This is a genomic window from Dyadobacter sp. Leaf189 (genome assembly GCF_001424405.1).
Taxonomy (GTDB): Bacteria; Bacteroidota; Bacteroidia; order Cytophagales; family Spirosomataceae; genus Dyadobacter.
The window spans coordinates 528106-548634 of the sequence record NZ_LMPS01000006.1 but is presented as its reverse complement, the minus strand read 5'-3'; the positions used below and the strand labels follow the sequence as shown (position 1 = coordinate 548634).

Sequence of the window (20529 nt, the reverse complement as noted above, 5' to 3'; positions counted from 1 at the left end):
GATTGCTCAGGCAATTCGGAATAAGCGTTAACCCTCCGCTAATTTCCTTTAACATCAAACCATTTTGGTTTGCTCACTAAAATTCCGTTATGAAAACTAAGTTCTTTTTTATAATTGTACAGCTCCTGATTTTGCTCAAAGCTTCTGCACAGGAGATCAAGCCAACTTCGACAGGTACTACTTGTCAATATTGCATGCCATCAAATGGATGGACTAATGATGCTGCTGCTATCTCTTTTAGTGTTTCGAACGAGCGATACTATGCAGGTTTATTAGATCAATCCTGGTCGCCGGCGCCAGATGGTCCGGCACCATCATATCTTGGTTCATTCTTGACCGCTCAGCCCCAGCCAAATCAACCAGCTGTTTGTCATACTAACCTGACTGGCCTGACTGCTAATAAGACATATTATCTTAAATACAGTATTATGTCCAGCAAAAGGGCTGGTGATGCGGGTTATGCAGAGTCGGGAAAGGTGGAGTTAGCTACTGTATCTAACGGTATTCCCACACCCTTTATAGATCAAAGCGTTACTTATATAGCGGGACTAAACACAAGTACATGGGTCACCAAAGTGCTAAAATTTACGCCGCCCAGTTCGAACGTCAGACTTACCTTTTCTGCGATCGGTGCTAGCGGCTTTGTAAACCTGGACATAGGATTCAATGCGCTTACAGAGTGTCTGGCGGGAACAGATCAGGTTAGTTTAAGTGCTATTACTATGAAAACTAAATGTGCCAAAGGTGCCGATCTGACATCGCTGGTGCAGGGTAATGCGGGAGCGACCGTCTCGATCGTTTGGTTCAAAAATGCGACGCACACGGGAGAAAAATACAACCAGCCGAACGCGGCTGAACCCGGAACGTACTACGCATTCAAATATCATGATGTACTACAATGTTATAACACCGACAATTCAACAGCGAAAGTAACCGTAGAGCCTGGATGTTTTGATCTCTCGCCATCTCTGGATATTAATGGACTAAGTTTCTCCCAGGGGCAGAGTCGTGACTTTGTAGTGAATGTGTTTGAGGTGAAAGGCGCAAGTACAGATACAGCCACGATTGTCAAAATTAGCAAGCCTGGTGGATTTGAGATTACCTATCCGACGCAAAGTGGTGTTTCAAATGTTTTTGGAGGGAAAGCTAACGAAAACTCAAACTGGATATTTTCTGAGAACGTCAACTTCATTACGGCCATCCGCAACTCACTTATTCCGGCATCAAACAGTTCCGTAATTGGTTTTACAATGAAAAGGAAGACAGGAGTTGGAAAAGGATTAACTCAAAACATAACAGCTGTGATCGCAGGTGGTGCAAGTGGTGAAAATGATTCTAGTAACAACACCGTTATCACAAGTGTTTCGACCAACTAGTTATGATCTTAGACAATAAAGCTTTTAATTATTTATAGTATGACGTTGTGCTCAAATGAGAATACATGAGTTTCTATTTTAAACTCAATAGTGTGTGAGTAGTACATATTAAGGCTACCTCAATAAAGAGGTAGCCTTATCTAATTACAATCGTCTAATTGTATTTCCGCTAATTACAACCACTCAAATCCACGGTCATATTTTAATACAACGATGGCTAGCGGTGGAAGTGTCATTGGAATGGAATGCATTTTTCCGTGTTTCGGAATTGGGTAGCTTTCTAATTCTTCTCCGCAAAGCAGGTCTGAGCCGCCATATTTCAGGTTATCCGTATTGAAAAGCTCTTTGTAGTAGCCTGGTTTTGGTACACCAACCCGGTAATTGGTGCGGACAACCGGGGTGAAGTTTCCGATAAAAATCAGCTCTTCCCTTGGTGTATTGCCTTTCCTGATCCAGCTCAACACGCTGTTTGTGCTATCCTGATTATCTATCCATTCAAAACCTTCACTTGAAAAGTTCTTCTCGTACAATGCCGGTTCTGACTGGTACAATGCATTCAAATCTTTGAGCACCAACTGAATTCCCTGATGTGACGGATTTAAATTCTCATCCCAATCCAGACTGAAATCGTGGCGCCACTCGTGACGTTGCGCGAAGTCTCCGCCCATAAAAATCAGCTTCGCGCCGGGATGACCGAACATGTAACCATACAGAAGCCGCAGGTTAGCGAATTGCTGCCACTGATCACCAGGCATTTTATTAATCAGCGAATATTTACCATACACAACCTCGTCGTGCGAGAGCGGCAAAGTAAATTTCTCCGAAAATGCATAGTGCATGCTAAAAGCCAGCTGTCCCTGGTGAAAAGGTCGGTATACCGGGTCTTTTTGGAAGTAAGATAAGGTATCATGCATCCAACCCATCATCCACTTCATGTCAAAACCCAGTCCGCCGTTTTGGGCAGGCTGTGTCACTCCCGGCCACGCAGTTGATTCTTCTGCAACAGTAAATACGTCAGGATAATACTGGTGTACTGCCGAGTTGAACTCTCTGATGAAATCAATCGCTTCCAGGTTCTCCCTTCCGCCATATTGATTTGGGATCCACTCGCCTTCATTGCGGGAATAGTCCAGGTATAGCATAGAGGCAACTGCATCAACGCGCAGCGCATCAATGTGAAATTTATCGAGCCAGTAAATGGCGTTGGAGATTAAAAAAGCCCGGACTTCATTTCTTCCGTAATTGAAGATAAAGCTCTTCCAGTCAGGGTGAAATCCTTTCTTTGGATCTGCATGTTCGTACAGGTGGGTTCCGTCAAAGTAGCCAAGTCCGTGCTCGTCAGTAGGGAAGTGAGATGGTACCCAGTCGAGGATTACGCCGATACCAGCCTGGTGAAGCGCATCGATAAGAAACATAAAATCCTGTGGCGTCCCGTATCTGCTTGACGGCGCAAAATAGCCCGTCAGCTGGTATCCCCAGGAACCGTAAAAAGGATGTTCCATCACCGGCATGAACTCCACGTGTGTGAAACCCATATAGCTGCAATACTCAGGAAGTTCGGCCGCCAGTTCGCGATAGGTCATGAAACGACCTTCTTCCTCGTGCACCCGCCGCCACGAGCCCATGTGTACTTCATAAATGGAAATAGGCTTTTCCAATGGAGAAGAGGCTTTTCTTTCCTGCATCCAATTGTCATCACTCCATTGATAGGACAAATCCCACACAATGGAGGCAGTGCTCGGAGGCGTTTCCCAGTGATACGCATAAGGATCGCCTTTTTCAACCTGGTAACCCGAATGCGAGACAATGAAGTATTTATAATACTCTCCATTGCCTATCCCTGGCACAAATCCCTCCCAAACGCCAGAACCGTCGTTTCTGACATTCAGAGGATTATTTGTCCTGTTCCAGCCGTTGAAATTTCCGATAACCGAAACCTCTCTCGCATTTGGAGCCCAAACAGCGAAATAGGTTCCGGTTTGTCCATCTACTTCTGCGATATGTGAGCCTAGTTTGTTGTAAGCGTGATAATGCGTACCGCCCTTAAACATGTCAATGTCGAAGTCGGATATTCTTGCAAACGAGGTACTTTGAAGATCAGTCATATTTGCTTGTTTATACAATCGCCGGGTCATTTTTTTTCAATATGGATTTGATTCCTCTCAGAGGTACCATTACCCACGATGGCCGGTTGTTAACTTCATAATTGAGCTCGTAAATCGCCTTTTGCAACAGGAAAGTCTGTAACAGAATGTCCAGGTCCTGCTTGCTCGAAGGTATGATCGGATTTGTTTTTACCGTTTCAAGATATGCCTTCATGAAAAAGCCGCTCATGTAATGGTACCATTGTTCCACGTACGGGATCAATTTTCCAATATCTTCTTTTCTGATCTGATTATCCAGGAAGAGGCTACCATAAGCTGCGTAATGGAAAGACCGTAACATGCCGGCGACGTCTCTCAATGCCGAGCGTTTCAACCGGCGTTCACTATAGCTTCTGGCAGGTTCACCCTCAAAATCAAGAATGACAAAATCCTTTCCTGTAAACAGTACCTGACCAAGGTGATAGTCACCATGAATCCTGATCTTAGAAGTATCTATCTTGTGCGAGTACACCTTTTTAAGTTCTGCCAGAATTTCGTCTTTCATCTGCAAAACCTTATCAGCCTCTTCTTTCACCTCAGGCGATAGTTTTTTCGCATTGCGGCTCAGGCTCTGAAAAGCTACCCTCACCAGCGATTGCAGCGAAGAATATACCGACCGCTGATAGTGAAGAGAAAATTCTTCCGGCTTGAAATCTTCCGAAGATTTGTCAGAAGCCAGCGCTAAATGCATTTCTGCTGTTCTCACTCCCAGCAATGCAACCTGTTCTGCAACGGGCACATCAAGGAGCGTCTTCAACTCGTCAGGGATATCTTCGTAACCAACCGGCTCTGTAAGTGTTCCCCTTAATTCCGGCAGCTCAACTACATCTCCTAAAAGGATCTTTTCATTGAAGCTATCCAGTCTGTCGAGCATATTAGCCCAGGCGTCTGTCGCATTGGTGACCATTTCCTGCATCATACCCAATATCATAGAGCCATTTCTATGCTTCCATTCAATGGCACCGACGTAAGCCGGAATATTTGGGAAATGCGCCTTGTGCGTCAGGTGCTGGGTTATCTCAACATCAGGATTGATCGCGCGATCAACTTTTCTGTAAAGCTTGAAGAAGTATTTCCCGTCGTAAGTAACAGAGGTATTACTTTGTTCACCCGAAAGTACACGCGGCTTTACGCGCTCGGTTTCCTGAATGTGCGCAGCCAGACCTGCATTACCAGTGAAAAGGATCTCGCTGTCTTTCGCGTGGATCTTTTCATTAGTAGCCATGTTGGTGATCAAAGCCTGCTGCATTTCGAGACCGTACATCGCGTCAAACAACACGCCTTCTTCTTCATCTTTTATCGCGATCCTGGCCACAACTGCCTGTGGGCAATCCTCTTTCACCTTGTAGGAGAAAGGCTCTTTTCCAAATGCCAGCGGGAGCTGATACATTTCCGGCAGATCGTTCTGGTAAGTCGTTTCGAGCAGCAGAATGTAAGCAGGTGGATTATCTCCAAGCGGCATTACTGCGTGTGAAACGATCTTCACGCTGTCCAAACCTTTTCCTTTACCGCCAAACCACCTCATTTTCATTAGGTATGAAGGTAGGAAGGTGTTCTCCAGCATATCCACCACCTCTGGTTCTATCAGGTCACTCCATTTGTCAAGCTGCAATAATGGAAGTTCGTGTACCTCGTCGAGTTCGGGATGTGTTTTCTGTAACACAAAGCATTGACAAGCATAAGCTTCCAGCGTGAAGAAATATGGTGTATTATCCTTAACAGAAGGAAATTTGTTCTTACTATAAATTTCGACTGGCTGAAATCCCTTGTACTGGTCAAGATCCAGCTCAACAGGCTGCGGGAAGCGGGATAGATTGGCAATCACGAGCATCGTCTCATCCTGGAAAGTCCTCGTAAACGCCAGTACCTTCGAGTTTTCCGAGTTAAGGAATTGAATATCGCCGCGGCTGAATGCTTTGTACTTTTTCCGGGTACTGATCGCCCGCTTCATCCACCAAAGCAGTGAGGATGAGTTGCGCGATTGCAGCTCCACGTTCACAGCCTCGTAATGGTATTGCGGGTCCAGAATGGTCGGTAAATAAAGACGCTGCGGGTTTGCTTGTGAAAATCCTGCATTCCGGTCCGGGCTCCATTGCATAGGTGTTCTCACACCGTCGCGGTCGCCCAGGTAAAAATTATCTCCCATTCCGATCTCGTCACCATAATAGATAATGGGCGTTCCCGGGAAGGTAAATAGCAGCGAATTCAGCAACTCTATTTTCTTCCGGTTATTCTCCATCAATGGAGCTAACCTGTGACGGATACCGAGGTTAATGCGCGCCTTGGGATCTTTTACGTACACCTTGTACATATAATCCCGCTCTTCGTCAGTCACCATTTCAAGAGTTAGCTCATCGTGGTTTCTCAGGAAGATACCCCATTGACAGTTATCCGGAATAGCCGGTGTCTGATCAAAAATATCGGTAATAGGGTAGCGGTCCTCCATTTGCAGCGACATAAACATGCGCGGCATAATAGGGAAATGGTAATTCATCTGGCATTCGTCGCCGTCGCCGAAGTACGCGGCAGAATCCTCCGGCCACATATTCGCCTCCGCAAGCAGCAGGGTGCCCGGATAACGGTCATCTACATACTTCCGAAGCTTTTTAAGGTATTCGTGTGTTTCAGGCAGATTTTCGCAGTTGGTACCATCGCGTTCAAACAGGTAAGGTACCGCGTCCAGACGGAAGCCGTCAACACCCATTTTACACCAGAAATTGATGATCTTGAAAATCTCTTCCTGAACCTGCAGACTGTCATAGTTCAGGTCGGGCTGGTGATGGAAGAAACGGTGCCAGTAGTACTGTTCTGCCTCGCTGTCCCACGTCCAGTTTGATTTCTCGTAATCCTGAAAAATGATCCTCGCATCTTTGAATTGCTTCGGATCGTCAGTCCAGACGTAAAAGTTTCGGTGATCGGAGCCTTTCGGCGCTTTTCTTGCCCGTTGAAACCATGGATGCTGATCCGAAGTGTGATTGATAACCAGCTCAGTGATAACCTTTAGACCACGTTTGTGTGCCTCTTTCAGGAATGCTTTAAATTCATGAAGATCTCCATAGGAAGGATTAATGCTGTAATAATCAGCAATATCATATCCATCATCCCGCAAAGGTGAAGGGTAAAATGGGAGCAGCCAGATTGCTGTTACGCCCAGATCCTGTAAGTAATCGAGCTGTTCCATCAGGCCCTTGAAATCTCCAATACCATCGCAGTTTCCATCCTTAAATGCCTTGATGTGCAGCTCGTAAATGATTGCATCCTTATACCAATGCAGGTTTTTTTCAAGCACTCCGTTCTTATATTCCATGGTTGTCTCAGTTGAGTGGTTCGATTTTAAAAATGTGTGCCGGCATCTCGTAAGGGTTCATTTGCACGTAATTGTACTCTCCGTGCCAATCGTAAAGCTCACCGCTCAGCATATCGCGTACACGGTAACTTTGCTCCCAATGCATGCCCAGTTTGTGCAGGGGTACTTTGATGTTCGCACCCTGCGTATTAAAGAAATCAAGGTTCACCGCAATGATCAGCAGGTTGTTACTGAGCGGATCTGCTTTGGTGTAGCAGATAACCATATCATTACTGGTTTCGGCGAAGTTGATGTTCCAGGTAGTTTGCAGCGCCGGATTCTCCTTCCTGATCTTATTAACCCTCGTGATAATTTCTCGTGTACGGCTGTATCTGTCCCAGTCCCAATGCTTGATCTCGTACTTCTCGTTATCGGTATATTCCTCTTTACCAGGATGCGGCGTGTTGACACCATATTCGTAGACAGGCCCGTATAAACCGTAGTTTGAAGAAAGGGTAGCCGCCAGAATAAACCGCGTGATATGCGCATTCTCGCCTCCTTCTACCAGGTGGTGCGGGAGGATATCCGGTGTATTTGGCCAGAAATTAGGGCGGAAGTAGTACTGCTGATCTGTTTTCGTCAGTTCATTCAGATACTGCTCAATCTCCCATTTACTGTTCCGCCAGGTGAAGTAGGTATACGATTGATTGAAGCCGATTTTGGCCAATCTCTCCATGACGCGGGGACGTGTAAATGCCTCTGCCAGAAAGATAATCTGCGGGTTTTCCTTTCGTACTTCGCCGATCATCCATTCCCAGAAGCCGAATGCTTTTGTATGCGGATTGTCAATGCGGAATATATTCACGCCTTTTTCTATCCAGAACTCGATTACGCTTTTCAGCTCCTGCCAGAGATTTTCCCAATCCTGCGTTTCGAAATCGAAAGGAAGGATATCCTCATACCTTTTGGGAGGGTTTTCTGCATATTGCACAGTGCCGTCAGGGCGCCACTTAAACCATTGTGGATGTTCTTTCACATAAGGATGATCAGGCGCGCATTGATATGCAATGTCCATAGCGACCTCAATCCCCAGCTTTTTTGCCTCTGTAACGAGTTCAACGAAATCCTCGATTTCGCCCAGCTCGGGATGTACGGCTTTGTGGCCGCCCAGCCTGTTGCCAATCGCCCAGGGCGATCCCGGATCTGTTTCTGAAGGTACCAGCGAGTTGTTTTTTCCTTTTCTTTTCATCTCGCCTATCGGGTGGATAGGAGGGAAGTACAATGTGTCAAAACCCATTTTGGCTACTTTCGGAAGCAGCCTGGTAACATCCTTGAATGTACCGTGCCGTTCAGGCTCCGGTGATGCGGATCTTGGGAAAAGCTCATACCAGCTGCTGAATGCGGCTTTCTTTCTCTCCACTTCCAGTTGGAAGGTTTTTTGAAAGACTGTAATGCGATCCGTATACCTGATTTTCGACATAGCAGCCGCAATCTCGTCACTGATCGCCAGGTTCACCGCCGCCTGATGGTCGGTGCTGTTGTTAAAGAATGCAATCCATTGCTGAAAATCCGCGGTATCCTGGCTGTCAGCCAAAGCGCTCGCTTCTTCAAGCAATTCTATACCGATTTTGATTTCAACAGCTATATCCTGGTGTGCGTCGTATTTTTTGACGAGCCCTTTTTTCCAGGTAGTAAAATGATCAATCCAACCTGTAAATTGATATTGATAAAAGCCCTCTTTATCGGGAGACCAGGTTGCTTCCCAATGATCGTTGCCGGTGAATTGCATCAGGACTTCATTCCAGTTTTCTTCGGATTCGTGCTTGTAAATTACAGCGGCAGCCACCACGTCGTGACCGTCACCAAACACATCAGCCGAAAAATCAATGCTCTCACCTATGGCACGTCTTGCCGGGTATTTTCCAGCCTCAACTTGGGGACTAACATTGGTGATTACCACGCGTTTTCTTCCGTCCTGGTTGCTCATCGATCTTATTTTTAGTTTCTCATTTTGCTGAATGGACTATCAAGCAATCAAAATCATGCCTGCAGAAATGGTTTTTTACAAACCCATCCAGGCAAAAGTATACGTTTGACGGACATTGTGTACGTATACCATTTTGAAAATGAAACTTTTAACCTGCTTATCGGTTAAATAGATCAGTTGAGGTCGGAGACCGTGTAGCGCTGCTGGTAAACGCGCTGTAATGCAGATTTTATTTCCTCATATCGCAACGGCTTGGCTATATAATCATCCATTCCGGCCGAAAGACAGATCTGTCTGTCTTCCTGCATCGCGTTCGCGGTCATCGCAATAATGTAAGGTTGCGGGCCCGGTTGCCTGCGGATAATGCCCGTCGCTTGCAGCCCATCCATTTCCGGCATCTGGATGTCCATGAAAATGAGATCGTAAGCATTTTTTGCAGCTTCCACAGTAGCTTCTTTTCCGTTTCTGGTCACTACGGGCTTATAGCCGAGCTTGGAAAGCACAGTCACAAACAACTTTTCATTGATCGCATTATCTTCCGCCATGAGGATCGTGAGGGGGTATTCGGCAGCGAAGCTCGTTGCTAGCACATTTTGCGCAGTTGCTTTGGAGTCAGAGGTAGTAACCTGTCTGGAAAGCTGTTTCCTGACCACTTCCCCAAGCTTCTGGTGTTTCACCGGTTTGGTCAAAACAGAAGAGAATATGCCGGGATAGTTCTTGCGTGTCTCATCGCCCATTGAGGTAAGCAGCACGATCGGCAACTCGGGATACCTGCCCCTGATCTGCTGGGCAAGCTCTACGCCGGTCATACCAGGCATGTTCCGGTCGGTAATTACCAGGTCTATTTTGTGTTCGGCATTCAGCATTGAAAGCGCCTCCTGCCCCGATGATGCCAGCACAGGTACCAGTTTCCAGTATTTAAGCTGCGCTTCGATGATGCGCAAATTGGTTTTGTTATCGTCAACAACCAACACCTGTTTGCCCGCATTTTCGCTTCCGTCTGTTGCTTCTGAAAGCTCGCCGGTATCTAGTCCGGCCGTAGTTTTGATAGTGAAAAAGAAGCTTGTGCCTTTCCCGGGTTCACTTTCTGCATAAATTTCACCGCCCATTAATTCAGTCAACCGCTGGCTGATTACCAGGCCGAGACCGGTACCGCCATACTTGCGGCTATGTGACGAATCCACCTGCGAGAATGCTTTGAAGAGCAAATCGAGCTTTTCATGTTCAATACCGATCCCGGTATCCCGCACCTGGAATTTTAGTTTGAATTCGGGAGTTTGCTGCGCCGGGCTTTCCCGCGTTACATTCACGAGAATTTCCCCTTTGTGCGTGAATTTCACAGCATTGCTGACCAGATTGATCAGGATTTGCCTCAACCTGAGGTTGTCCCCGATAATCTGGGAAGGGATATCAGGATCAATCTGGTACACCAGGTCCAGGCCGAGATCAGCCGTTTTCCCGGCGAAAATTCCAAGTACCTCTTCAATGCATTCGTGCAGGTCAAAGGATTTATGTTCGAGCTCCATATTGCCCGACTCAATTTTCGAAAAGTCCAGAATGTCGTTGATCACGGTTAACAAGCCATCGCCGCAACTGATGATCGTCTGGGTATATTCAGACTGCTCTTCCGTCATCTCGGTTTGCGAAAGCAGCACCGCCATTCCCAGAATCCCGTTCATCGGCGTGCGGATTTCGTGGCTCATTGTGGCCAGAAAGACACTTTTTGCCTGATTCGCTTTTTCTGCTTCTTTTCTTGCCTGCAGTTCGTGAATGTTCTTCTGCTGCAAATCCTCATTGAGCTGGTGTAAATTAGCAGCTTGCTCTTCCAGTACCTGTTTCTGCCGCACAACTTCTTTGGTACGCTGAAATACCTTACGCTGCAAAACCTGCTTCTGGTTCTTTATAACCTTTACCCTTGCTTGATAAAGCAGGTAAATGCACGCCGCAGCAACAAGCAAGCCCAAAATCCGGAACCACCACGTTTGCCAGAAAGGCGGGATAATGTGCAGCCGGATCGATGTACCCGTTTCATTCCAGACACCGTCATTGTTGGAAGCTTTGACGTGGAACAGGTAATCGCCGGGGTCAAGGTTGGTATAAGTCGCTTTTCTTGTCGTATTGGAGAAGATCCAGTCTTTGTCAAACCCTTCCAGCTTGTAGGCGTATTTGTTTTTGCGGGGTAATGTGTAATTCAGCGCCGAAAACTCGAACGAAAGCATCAGGTCTTCATGAGAAACGGTAATGTCCCGCGTCTGGGTAATGTGCCTTGACAGCACCGAACCATCGCCTACATTCACCGACTGATTGAAGATCTGAAAATCTGTAACATAGATCGGCGGGATGAATTTATTGTAACGAATGCTGTCAGGATGGAAGATATTAAGTCCCGTTTGCCCGCCAAAATACATCTTCCCGGTTTTATCCTGATAGCTCGCCATCCTGTTGAAGGAGGTTCCCTGCAAGCCATCGCTGATATCGAAGTTGCGGACACTTTTGGTAGCAGGATCAAATCTTGACAAACCGTTATTGCTGCTGATCCACAACATTCCGTGCGTATCTTCCAAAATCCCCCAGATCAGGTCGCTGGGAAGCCCGTCGCGCTGGGTGAATGAGGTAAAGACCTTCGTTTTTGTATTTAAAGAATTCAACCCCCCGTTGGTACCGACCCACAAATTTCCCTTACTGTCTTCCAGCGTACAGTTAACGAGGTTGTTGCTGATTGTCTTGCGGTTTTTCGGGTTATGTACAAAACGTGAAAAGGTGTTTGTTTTTTCATTGTAGAGGTTCAATCCTCCTCCTTCCGTCCCCAGCCAAAGCCGACCTGCTTTGTCCATATACACAGAAGGTACCACGTCATTACTGATCGTTTCAGGATTGCGCGGGTCATTTTTGAAGGTAATGTAAGAGTAGTCGGCTTTGCTGAACCGCAGCAGTCCGGCGGAGCTCCCGATCCAGATGTGCCCTTTGCGGTCGTCGACCATGGCGTAAATATTCGCGGTAATCGGTTTGAGGCTGCGGTTATTATTCAGATTGACAAACTTCCCGGTGGTTTTGTCAAAGAAGCTTAATCCGCCTTTGTAATTCCCGATCCAGATCTTTCCTTCCTGGTCCCGGATCACGGAGGTGATAAAGTTGCTGGCAACGGATGCATTGTTTCCAGGCACGTGCATATAATGTTTGAAGCTGCCCGTTTCGGGGGCCATTACGTTGACCCCGCCGCCGTCGGTACCCAGCCACATTTGTCCGGTCAGGTCTTCGGCAAGAGAAAGTACATTGTCGTTGTTCAAACCCTGCTGTACCGCCGCGCTGCCTCTGAACCTGCTGAATTTAAGCGGTTCATGATCCAGGATATTCACACCTCCGCTGAAAGTACCCACCCACATCGTGCCGTTTTTATCACAAAACATCGAGTAGATCGATCCATTATTGATACCTTCTGCATTGGCTTTGCTGAATGCATATTTTGTGAAGGTTCCGTCTTTTTCGAGAATGTTGATACCCCCGTTCCGCGTGCCTATCCAGAGTCGGCCGGCTTTATCTTCTTCAAAAGACAGAATATCATTATGTGAAATGCTCTCAGGCCTCGCCGGATCATTGCGGAACTTCTTGAAAGTCCCGTTCAGCCGGTCGAGCATATTCAGCCCGCCGCCTTCCGTAGCGATCCAGAGATATTGATTTCTGTCTTCATAAATGCTGTTGATCTCACCCGGACCCAGTGAGGTTTTGTCCGCAGGATTGTGTCGGTAATGCGTAAACTTGCCGGTTTTAGGGTCGAGTTTGTTTAATCCGCCCGACAATGTTCCAGCCCATACCATTCCTTCACTGTCGGCAAGCACACTTCTTACGTAACTCTGGCTGATCGAATTCGGATCCGTAGGTTTGTGTCTGTAATGCGAGAAGCGCTTTTTTACAGAATCGTAAAAACTCAGCCCGTCAGCGGTCCCTATCCAGATGCGGCCCGACGGGTCCTGTGCAATGGAGGTGACTTTGTTGTTCGCCAGGCTTCCTGCATTCCCGGGGTCGTGACTAAAATTGGTGAAACTGTCCAGCTGGTAATTGTAAATGCTCAGCCCGCCATCATTCGTCCCGATCCACAACTTTCCTTTATTATCCTCGAATAATGCCGTAATGTAGCTGTGGGGGATACTTTTAGGATTTTGCGGGTCGTGACGGTAAACCGTAAACCGGTATCCGTCGTACATATTCAGTCCGTCCTGGGTGCCAAACCACATGAAACCGCGCTTGTCCATGACAATGCAGTTCACATTATTCTGAGAGAGGCCCAGATTGGTCGTAAGGTGGCGAAAAGGACGATTTCTGGCTTGGGCGCTGGAATCGGAAAATGCAAACGTGAGTATAAAACAAAGCAGCAGAGGTATTTTCATTAGCAATCAGCACCTAATTAGTATTAGTCAGACATTTCAGGGGAGGGATAGGCGTTAGAAATTGTACATCGGTCTCCTTTTGTTAACTAATTCTACAATTACACTTAAATGTAAAACAAAAATTTATTTTTCTACATTTATTGTTCTTTACGTCTGGCAGAAGGTTTTGTTATGACCCCAATTTCCCTGCATGCATGGAATTCATAATAATTGATGATAGCGTATTCGACCTGTTCACACAGGAGAAGCTACTGCTGAAAAGCGGGTTGGCTTCCAGTGTGCTTACATTCAGCTCGGCTGAGCTGGCGGAAGAGTACCTCGTGCAGCAGAGTCATGAAATGCCGGAGACTGTGATATTGCTCGATCTGCAAATGCCCGGTCTGAACGGGTTCCAGTTTGCCGAACATTACGGCCTGCTTCCTGCCGGAGTCAGAAACCGCATCAGGCTCTTCATGATTTCTTCCACCGTCGACCCGAACGATTTCGCAGAGGCCGAGAGCAATCCATTTATCATCAGGCTGCTACCCAAGCCGCTGGACCTTGTTTTATTGAGGTCGCTGCTGCAAGCGTGATTCAATGCTGCGCTGAAACTGTCTGGCATAATATTTAAAGGGCAGGGTCAGATCCAAAACAGCATTTTATGAATCATCCTGCATCTACTTATCGCATACAGTTCAATAATACATTTACATTTAAAGACTTCGAAAAACTGATTCCCTATTTCCGGAAACTGGGCGTTGGTACTATATATGCTTCGCCTATCCTGGAATCTACACCGGGAAGTACACATGGATACGACGGGGTGAATCCCGCCGATATCGATCCCGAGCTGGGTACGCTGGAACAGCTGAAAGAGATCAGCAGCAAGCTTCATGAAGGAAATATCGGCTGGTTGCAGGACATTGTTCCCAATCACATGGCGTTCCATTCCGATAATCCGTGGCTGATGGACGTGCTCGAAAAGGGAACGCAGTCACGCTACGCATCTTTCTTCGACATTGCCTGGAATAACCGACTCTTCAAAGGCAGGATAATGGTGCCTTTTTTGGCAAACGATCTTGCAGAAGTAATAGAAAGCGGAGAATTACAGCTGGTTTATACCAATAACAGGCTGATGCTTGAATTTTCGGGCGGCGCTTTCCCGCTCAACCTGAGATCTTACCAGCGCATTCTTTCCGTGGCAGAAAATGATCAGCCGCAATCGGTGCAGCAGTTTGTGTCGCAGCTGAAAGAAATCCATGAAGTAGAAGATCCGAATGTGTTTTCGGAAAGATGGAACGAGCTGATGTTACAGCTTGCGTCTTTATACAAAAATGAGCAGATCAAAAAGTACATTGACGAGACCCTGGCGCATTTCAATGCGAGCAAAGAGCTGTTAACAGAAGTAGCCGATTTGCAGACTTACGTGCTTTGCCACTGGCAGAAAACAGAGGAGCAGATCAATTTCCGCCGCTTTTTTACGGTAAACGGGCTGATCTGCCTTAACATGCAGAACGACGAGGTTTTTGACGAATACCACAGACTGACCAAAGAGCTTGTAAAAGAAGGCGTGTTCCAGGGATTGCGCATCGACCACATCGACGGGCTGTTTGATCCCGATTTATACCTTGATAAACTAAGGAATGCGGTAGGAGAGGATACTTATATTATTGCTGAAAAAATCCTTGAAAAAGAGGAAGATCTGCCGGAAAACTGGCCTATTCAGGGAACGACGGGCTACGAGTTTCTTGCGATGATCAATAACCTCCTGTCAAATCCGGAGGCGGAGAAAACATTTGATGCATTCTATCAAAAGCTCGTGGCTTCCGACAAGCCAATTCATGATCAGCTTTTAAGCAAAAAGTCGGAAATATTGTACGGGCACATGGGCGGCGAGCTTGAAAACCTGTACCAGCTATTTATTGAGCTGGAACTTGCAACCAACGCCGAACTGGAAGCCACCGGGAAAGGAAACCTGAAAAAATTCATTGGCGAATTCCTGGTGCATTGTCCGGTATACCGGTATTACGGAAATCAGATGCCACTTTCGGAACCTGAAAATGCGGCATTGAAATCCATCATTGAAGAGGTACTTGAATACCACCCGGATCTGGCCAAACCAGCGGAGCTGTTTGCAAAGTGCATGATCGAAACGCCTGGTGGACAGGAAGATGAAGAATACAATGGCCGCGCACTTGAATTCTACCAGCGTTGCATGCAGTTTTCCGGTCCCCTGATGGCGAAAGGTGGGGAGGATACCTTGATGTATACCAACAATCGCTTTATCGCACATAATGAGGTAGGTGATTTTCCAGACCGGTTTGGCGTGACTGTAAAGGATTTTCATCACTACATGACCAAGCGCCAGCAAAAGTGGCCGCTGGCATTGAATGCGACTTCTACCCACGATACAAAACGCGGCGAAGATGTGCGTGCGAGACTGAATGTGCTGACAGACCTGGGCGAAGGCTGGCTTGAAAAGGTAGAGCAATGGCGTAAGCTGACTGCTGATCTCAGAGAAGAAGGCAAAGGTCCTGATGCAAACGACGAGTACCTGATTTACCAAACAATAACCGGTGCGCATCCGATGCCCGGTGAAGACGAGGATGATTTTTCAAACAGGCTGGCCGAGTACCTGCAAAAAGCTTTGCGGGAAGGAAAAGTAAACTCTTCATGGTCGGAGCCGGATGAGGAATATGAACAGAAAGCAAAAGATTTCGCGGCTGCATTGCTGAAAAGCGACAGCGCTTTTTACAAAGATTTTCAGGGATTTTTGGGCGATATAGCAGATTATGGCCTGATCAATTCACTGGCACAGGTACTGCTCAAATTCACGCTTCCGGGTATCCCGGACGTTTACCAGGGCTGCGAGTTGTGGGATTTTTCACTGGTCGATCCCGACAATCGTCGCGCGCCCGATTTTGAAAGGCGTACCAAATGGCTGAACGAACTGGAAAATTACGAGTCTGACCGCCTCCTGGAAAAGCTATGGGACGAACGGTACAATGCGAAAATCAAGCTGTGGCTTACTGCGCAGCTCTTCCATTTGCGCAAGGATGAAGCCCAAATTTTTACGGAGGGACATTACATTCCATTGAAAACCAGGGGTGAATACAAAAACCATTTAATGGCTTTTGCCCGGAAACACAAGAAGGATTACTACGTGGTAGTGATTCCAATGCACATTGCGGCGCTCTGCAAGGAACAGCAAGCATCCTTTTTTGAGATAGACTGGAAAGATACCAGCGTGGTGTTGCCTGACGGACTTGCACCGGAATGGCTGGATGTTTTGACACAACAAAAAGGGGAATGGCAAGGCAAACTGGTTCCATCGGAGCTGTTTGGTAAGTTGCCATTTGGTTTGCTCAAAGGGTCAAAGCCAGATAACGAGCGTAAGGCTGGTGTTCTACTGCACATTACCTCTCTTCCTTCTCCTTTCGGGATCGGCGACCTGGGTCCTGAGGCATTTGCATTTGCCGATTTTCTGAACAAGAGCAACCAGCGTATCTGGCAGTTATTGCCGCTCAATCCAACTGAACCTTCACAGGCGAATTCGCCTTACAGTGCGGTATCAAGCCGCGCGGGAAATCCGTTGCTGATCAGTCCGGAACTGCTGGCGGAGGAAGGTTTGCTTGATGCTGAAAGTCTTGCCGACTTCCATATGGACGCGTCAGAAAAAGTGGATTATGAAGAAGCAAACCGGATTAAGACGGAAATTCTTGAAAAAGCTTTTGCGGCATATAAAGAGCAGGACAAAGCCGGTGACCAGCAATCTTACAATGATTTTTGTGAACAGAATGCAGAATGGTTGCAGGATTTCGCGACCTATATTGTATTGAAAACCCAGCACGACGGTACGCCCTGGTACGAATGGCAGGACCAGTTCAAGATGCGCGACGAAGCTGCTATCAAGGAAATTGAAAGTACGCAGTCGGAGCTTATTGAGTTTGTTAAATGGCAGCAGTTCATTTTTGACAAGCAATGGAAAAGCCTGCGCGAATACTGCAACAATCTGGAAATTAAGCTGCTGGGTGACATTCCATTTTACGTAAGCTACGATTCTGCCGATGTTTGGGCGAATAAAGAGCTGTTTTGCGTGGATAAATCGGGTAAGATCACCGGAGTGGCTGGTGTGCCGCCGGATGCTTTTTCTGACGATGGTCAGCTTTGGGGAATGCCCGTGTTCAACTGGGAGGTTGTTGAGAAGCAGGGTTACCAATGGTGGATAGATCGTTTGAAAAAGAATGTGGAGTTGTTTGATCTTGTCCGGCTAGACCATTTCCGCGCATTCGCTGATTATTGGGAAGTACCTGGTGATGAGAAAACTGCCGTAAACGGGAAATGGAAGCTTGGACCCGATGCGGCGTTTTTTGAAAAGATCCAGTCTGCGCTGGGTAAGCTGCCCTTTATCGCGGAGGATCTGGGCGAGATCGGGCCGGAGGTGTATAAGCTGCGCGATCAATTCTCATTGCCGGGGATGAAGGTACTTCAATTTGCATTCGATGAAAACATGCCGCAGTCGGACCATATCCCGCATAATTATGCATTCAACTTCATTGCGTACACCGGTACGCACGATAACAATACCACGCGCGGCTGGTTTAAGCAGTCAGCTGAGGAAGGTGTGAAAGAAAGACTGGAACGCTACACCGGCAAGGAAGTGACCGAGGAGAATGCGTACGCAGAAATGGCGCGGCTGATCTATCAATCTGTTGCCAAGATTGCAATACTGCCCATGCAGGACGTACTCAACCTGGATGAAAGTGCGAAGATGAACGTACCGGGTTCGAATGAGGACAACTGGGCGTGGCGGTTACTGCCTGATCAGTATGGTGAAAAGGACCAGCAGTTCCTGGCCGAGCTGGCACAATTGTACAACCGTGATTAGTTTTTGGCCCACATACCTTTTATTTTGTGGGCCCAATCCTGTTTTATATCAATGAGAAATCCCGTTTTTCCGTCTTTGCTGACGCTCTTTGCACTGATTACATTTCTGATTTCCTGCAACAACACGGCCGGAGATTCAAAGGAAGCTGCTGAGTTTCTTACTGCTGCTCCGAAGTGGAAAATAGATGAGATCAGGGTAAATGATGCAGTTACATTTGAGAATGGGAAAATGATGCAGCAATTCGGTGGGATTGATTTTCAACGTTACATGGAGATTGTTGAAATCCGTAGAGACGGGAATTTTGAAGGCGTATTCAAGGGGGAATCAAAACCATTCAAGCTGCAATGGAAGTTGAATGAAAACAAGATCACGGTCGGCTTGCCCGGCGCGTCACCTTCACCCGGCGACTGGACAATCGCTCCGGGCGATGTCGATGAAAGTTCATTCATCATGAAAACCCAGAGCACCGCCTACGACTACCCGAACGTCACCAAAATCGCATTGAAGTTCAAATCCTTAAAGTAAAAAAGAGAGAGCCCGGCCGGGCTCTCTCTTTTTTATTACTCCTTGATTGCAGTTTCCTTCGGGTCTTGTAAAGACCGCGCCGTTTTTACAAGCTGCACGAATTCAGCCCGGTACCCTTCATTGTCTTTCCCCAATGCATTTTGCGCCTTGCTGATCACATCTCCGTAAGTAGCTTCGCCTTTGAACTCTGAATCTCTGAGCAAGAGTCCGAACTCGGCAACTGCTGCGGAGAACCTGAGGTTCTCTGAACAGCTTGCAAATGGACGCGAGCTGTTACCTACCGGCAGATCAAACAACTGGCTTTTCTCGCTGTCAGGCTCTTTGTAACGAACTTTGATCGTGAGCATTTCGTCTGTTTTTCCAGTTGCTGAAATGTTGTTTTTCTGGTATTTCAGCGGATCTGTTTTTGGTAAGTATTCGCTGTTAAAACCTGCCGGAATAAGCTCGTAAATCGCAGTGACAATGTGCCCCGAGCCCATTTCTCCCGCATCTTTCTTATCATCGTGGAACTCCTCGTTTTTGAGTGCCCTGGTTTCATAGCCGATCAGCCTGTAACCCTGCACGTGCAAGGGATTAAATTCAATCTGGATTTTAACGTCTTTGGCAACCGTAAATAATGTACCGCCAAATTCGTGCACAAATTCCTTTTTTGCTTCCTGCAGGTTGTCTATGTATGCATAATTGCCATTTCCTTTGTCGGCCAGCGTTTCAGCCAGGTTATCTTTGTAATTGCCCATTCCAAAACCCATTACGCTGAGGAAAATGCCGCTTTTCCTTTTCTGCTCGATGAGCCGCTGCAAGCCTGCCTCGCTGGAAACACCCACATTAAAGTCACCGTCTGTCGCCAGGATCACACGGTTGTTGCCTTTGGATATAAAATGCGCAGCGGCAAGATCATAAGCAAGCTCGATGCCCTCACCTCCGGCGGTAGAGCCGCCTGCTTCCAGCTTGTCAAGAGCATCCTTAATTTTCGACTTTTCACTTCCCGAAGTAGGAGGTAAGATGACGCCTGCGGCGCCGGCATAAGCAACAATGGAGATCTTGTCTTGCTCCCGCAGCTGGCCCACCAGCAATTTGAGCGCCTGCTTCACCAGCGGGAGTTTATTTTCATCAGTCATTGACCCGGAAACATCCACCAGGAACACCAGGTTGGAAGCTGGCAGATCTTGTACAGCTACTTTTTTCGCCTGCATACCGATATGCAACAATTTAAGTCCCTTGTTCCAGGGTGAGTCCGTCAATTCCGTGGTAAGCGCAATGGGCGAGTCGCCTTTTGGTTGCGGGTAGTCGTAATCGAAGTAATTGATCATTTCCTCGATCCGCACTGCGTCAGCAGGAGGGAGGTTGCCGTTGGTGAGGTACCGGCGGATATTGCTGTAAGAAGCCCGGTCCACATCTGCGGCGAAGGTAGTAACTGCCTGCTGGCCTGTTACCTGAAAGCCATTTTCGTTGATCAGCTTATAAGATTCATTTGTGACATCTGTCAGCGGACTGCTGCGCCGCATTACATTGGAAGATGGCAATGGGGCCGACATTCCTGCAAATTGAGGGCTCACCTTCTTTACGGCCTGCTCGTAAATGCCGACAGTTAGTCGCTGCTTATCGAAGTCAGCCTCTGCTTTTTCCATCACAATATCCAGGAAAGAGGAGGAGGTGATCGTCACCAGCTGCGTTTTAAATCCCGGAGCTGCTACTTGGAGCGGTTTGGTGAAGTCGGGAATGGAAATGGTGAATTTTCCCTGCTGATCGGTGGTAGCAATTGTTTTGCTGCCGTCGAGGGAAATGCGGGCGCCTGCTACCGGCTGATTATTAAAGGTTACCTGCCCTCTGATGACCTTGTTGGGTACCACGGCAAAAGCACTTAGGAATAAAGCAAGGAGTATTACGATCTTTCCTTTCATGGTTAATAAAGTTTTAGTTTATTGACTGGATGCAGACCGGAAAGTTTTTCCATAAAAG

At 47.2% G+C, this 20529-nt stretch carries 9 protein-coding genes; 4 read left to right on the top strand and 5 right to left on the bottom strand.

Annotation, left to right across the window (positions count from 1 at the left end):
* The first annotated feature begins 89 nt into the window (after window positions 1-89).
* The gene (locus ASG33_RS20855) at window positions 90-1376 is read left to right on the top strand and encodes a hypothetical protein (RefSeq protein ID WP_056290038.1); all 1287 of its coding nucleotides are present in this window, start codon (window positions 90-92) and stop codon (window positions 1374-1376) included.
* Between the two features lie 173 nt (window positions 1377-1549).
* On the opposite strand, the gene glgB is transcribed toward ASG33_RS20855, so the two are convergent.
* The 4 genes from glgB to ASG33_RS20835 form a co-directional block, all read right to left on the bottom strand.
* Complete coding sequence (gene glgB / locus ASG33_RS20850; protein WP_056290035.1) at window positions 1550-3481, bottom strand: 1,4-alpha-glucan branching protein GlgB; 1932 nt, start codon at window positions 3479-3481, stop codon at window positions 1550-1552.
* Between the two features lie 10 nt (window positions 3482-3491).
* Window positions 3492-6827, bottom strand: coding sequence for a maltose alpha-D-glucosyltransferase (gene treS, locus ASG33_RS20845; protein ID WP_056290033.1), 3336 nt, complete (start codon window positions 6825-6827; stop codon window positions 3492-3494).
* Window positions 6828-6834: 7 nt separating this feature from the next.
* Window positions 6835-8793 carry an alpha-1,4-glucan--maltose-1-phosphate maltosyltransferase gene (locus tag ASG33_RS20840; protein ID WP_056290030.1) on the bottom strand — a complete coding sequence of 653 codons (1959 nt, stop codon included), beginning with the start codon at window positions 8791-8793 and terminating at the stop codon, window positions 6835-6837.
* A 173-nt stretch (window positions 8794-8966) separates the two neighbouring features.
* Window positions 8967-13178 (bottom strand): hybrid sensor histidine kinase/response regulator, encoded by a 4212-nt coding sequence (locus tag ASG33_RS20835; protein WP_056290027.1) that lies wholly within the window; start codon window positions 13176-13178, stop codon window positions 8967-8969.
* A 194-nt stretch (window positions 13179-13372) separates the two neighbouring features.
* Between ASG33_RS20835 and ASG33_RS20830 the strand changes: the two genes are divergently transcribed.
* The 3 genes from ASG33_RS20830 to ASG33_RS20820 all read left to right on the top strand — a co-directional run bounded on the left by ASG33_RS20830 (window position 13373) and on the right by ASG33_RS20820 (window position 18570).
* Complete coding sequence (locus ASG33_RS20830; protein ID WP_056290024.1) at window positions 13373-13750, top strand: two-component system response regulator; 378 nt, start codon at window positions 13373-13375, stop codon at window positions 13748-13750.
* Between the two features lie 68 nt (window positions 13751-13818).
* Window positions 13819-18045, top strand: coding sequence for a malto-oligosyltrehalose synthase (treY, locus tag ASG33_RS20825; RefSeq protein WP_056290021.1), 4227 nt, complete (start codon window positions 13819-13821; stop codon window positions 18043-18045).
* A gap of 51 nt (window positions 18046-18096) precedes the next feature.
* Window positions 18097-18570 (top strand): hypothetical protein, encoded by a 474-nt coding sequence (locus ASG33_RS20820; protein ID WP_056290017.1) that lies wholly within the window; start codon window positions 18097-18099, stop codon window positions 18568-18570.
* Between the two features lie 35 nt (window positions 18571-18605).
* Here the strand turns inward: ASG33_RS20820 and ASG33_RS20815 are convergent, their stop codons facing one another.
* A complete protein-coding gene (locus ASG33_RS20815; RefSeq protein WP_056290014.1) occupies window positions 18606-20471 on the bottom strand; it encodes a von Willebrand factor type A domain-containing protein in 1866 nt (621 codons plus the stop codon).
* Between the last annotated feature and the right edge of the window lie 58 nt (window positions 20472-20529).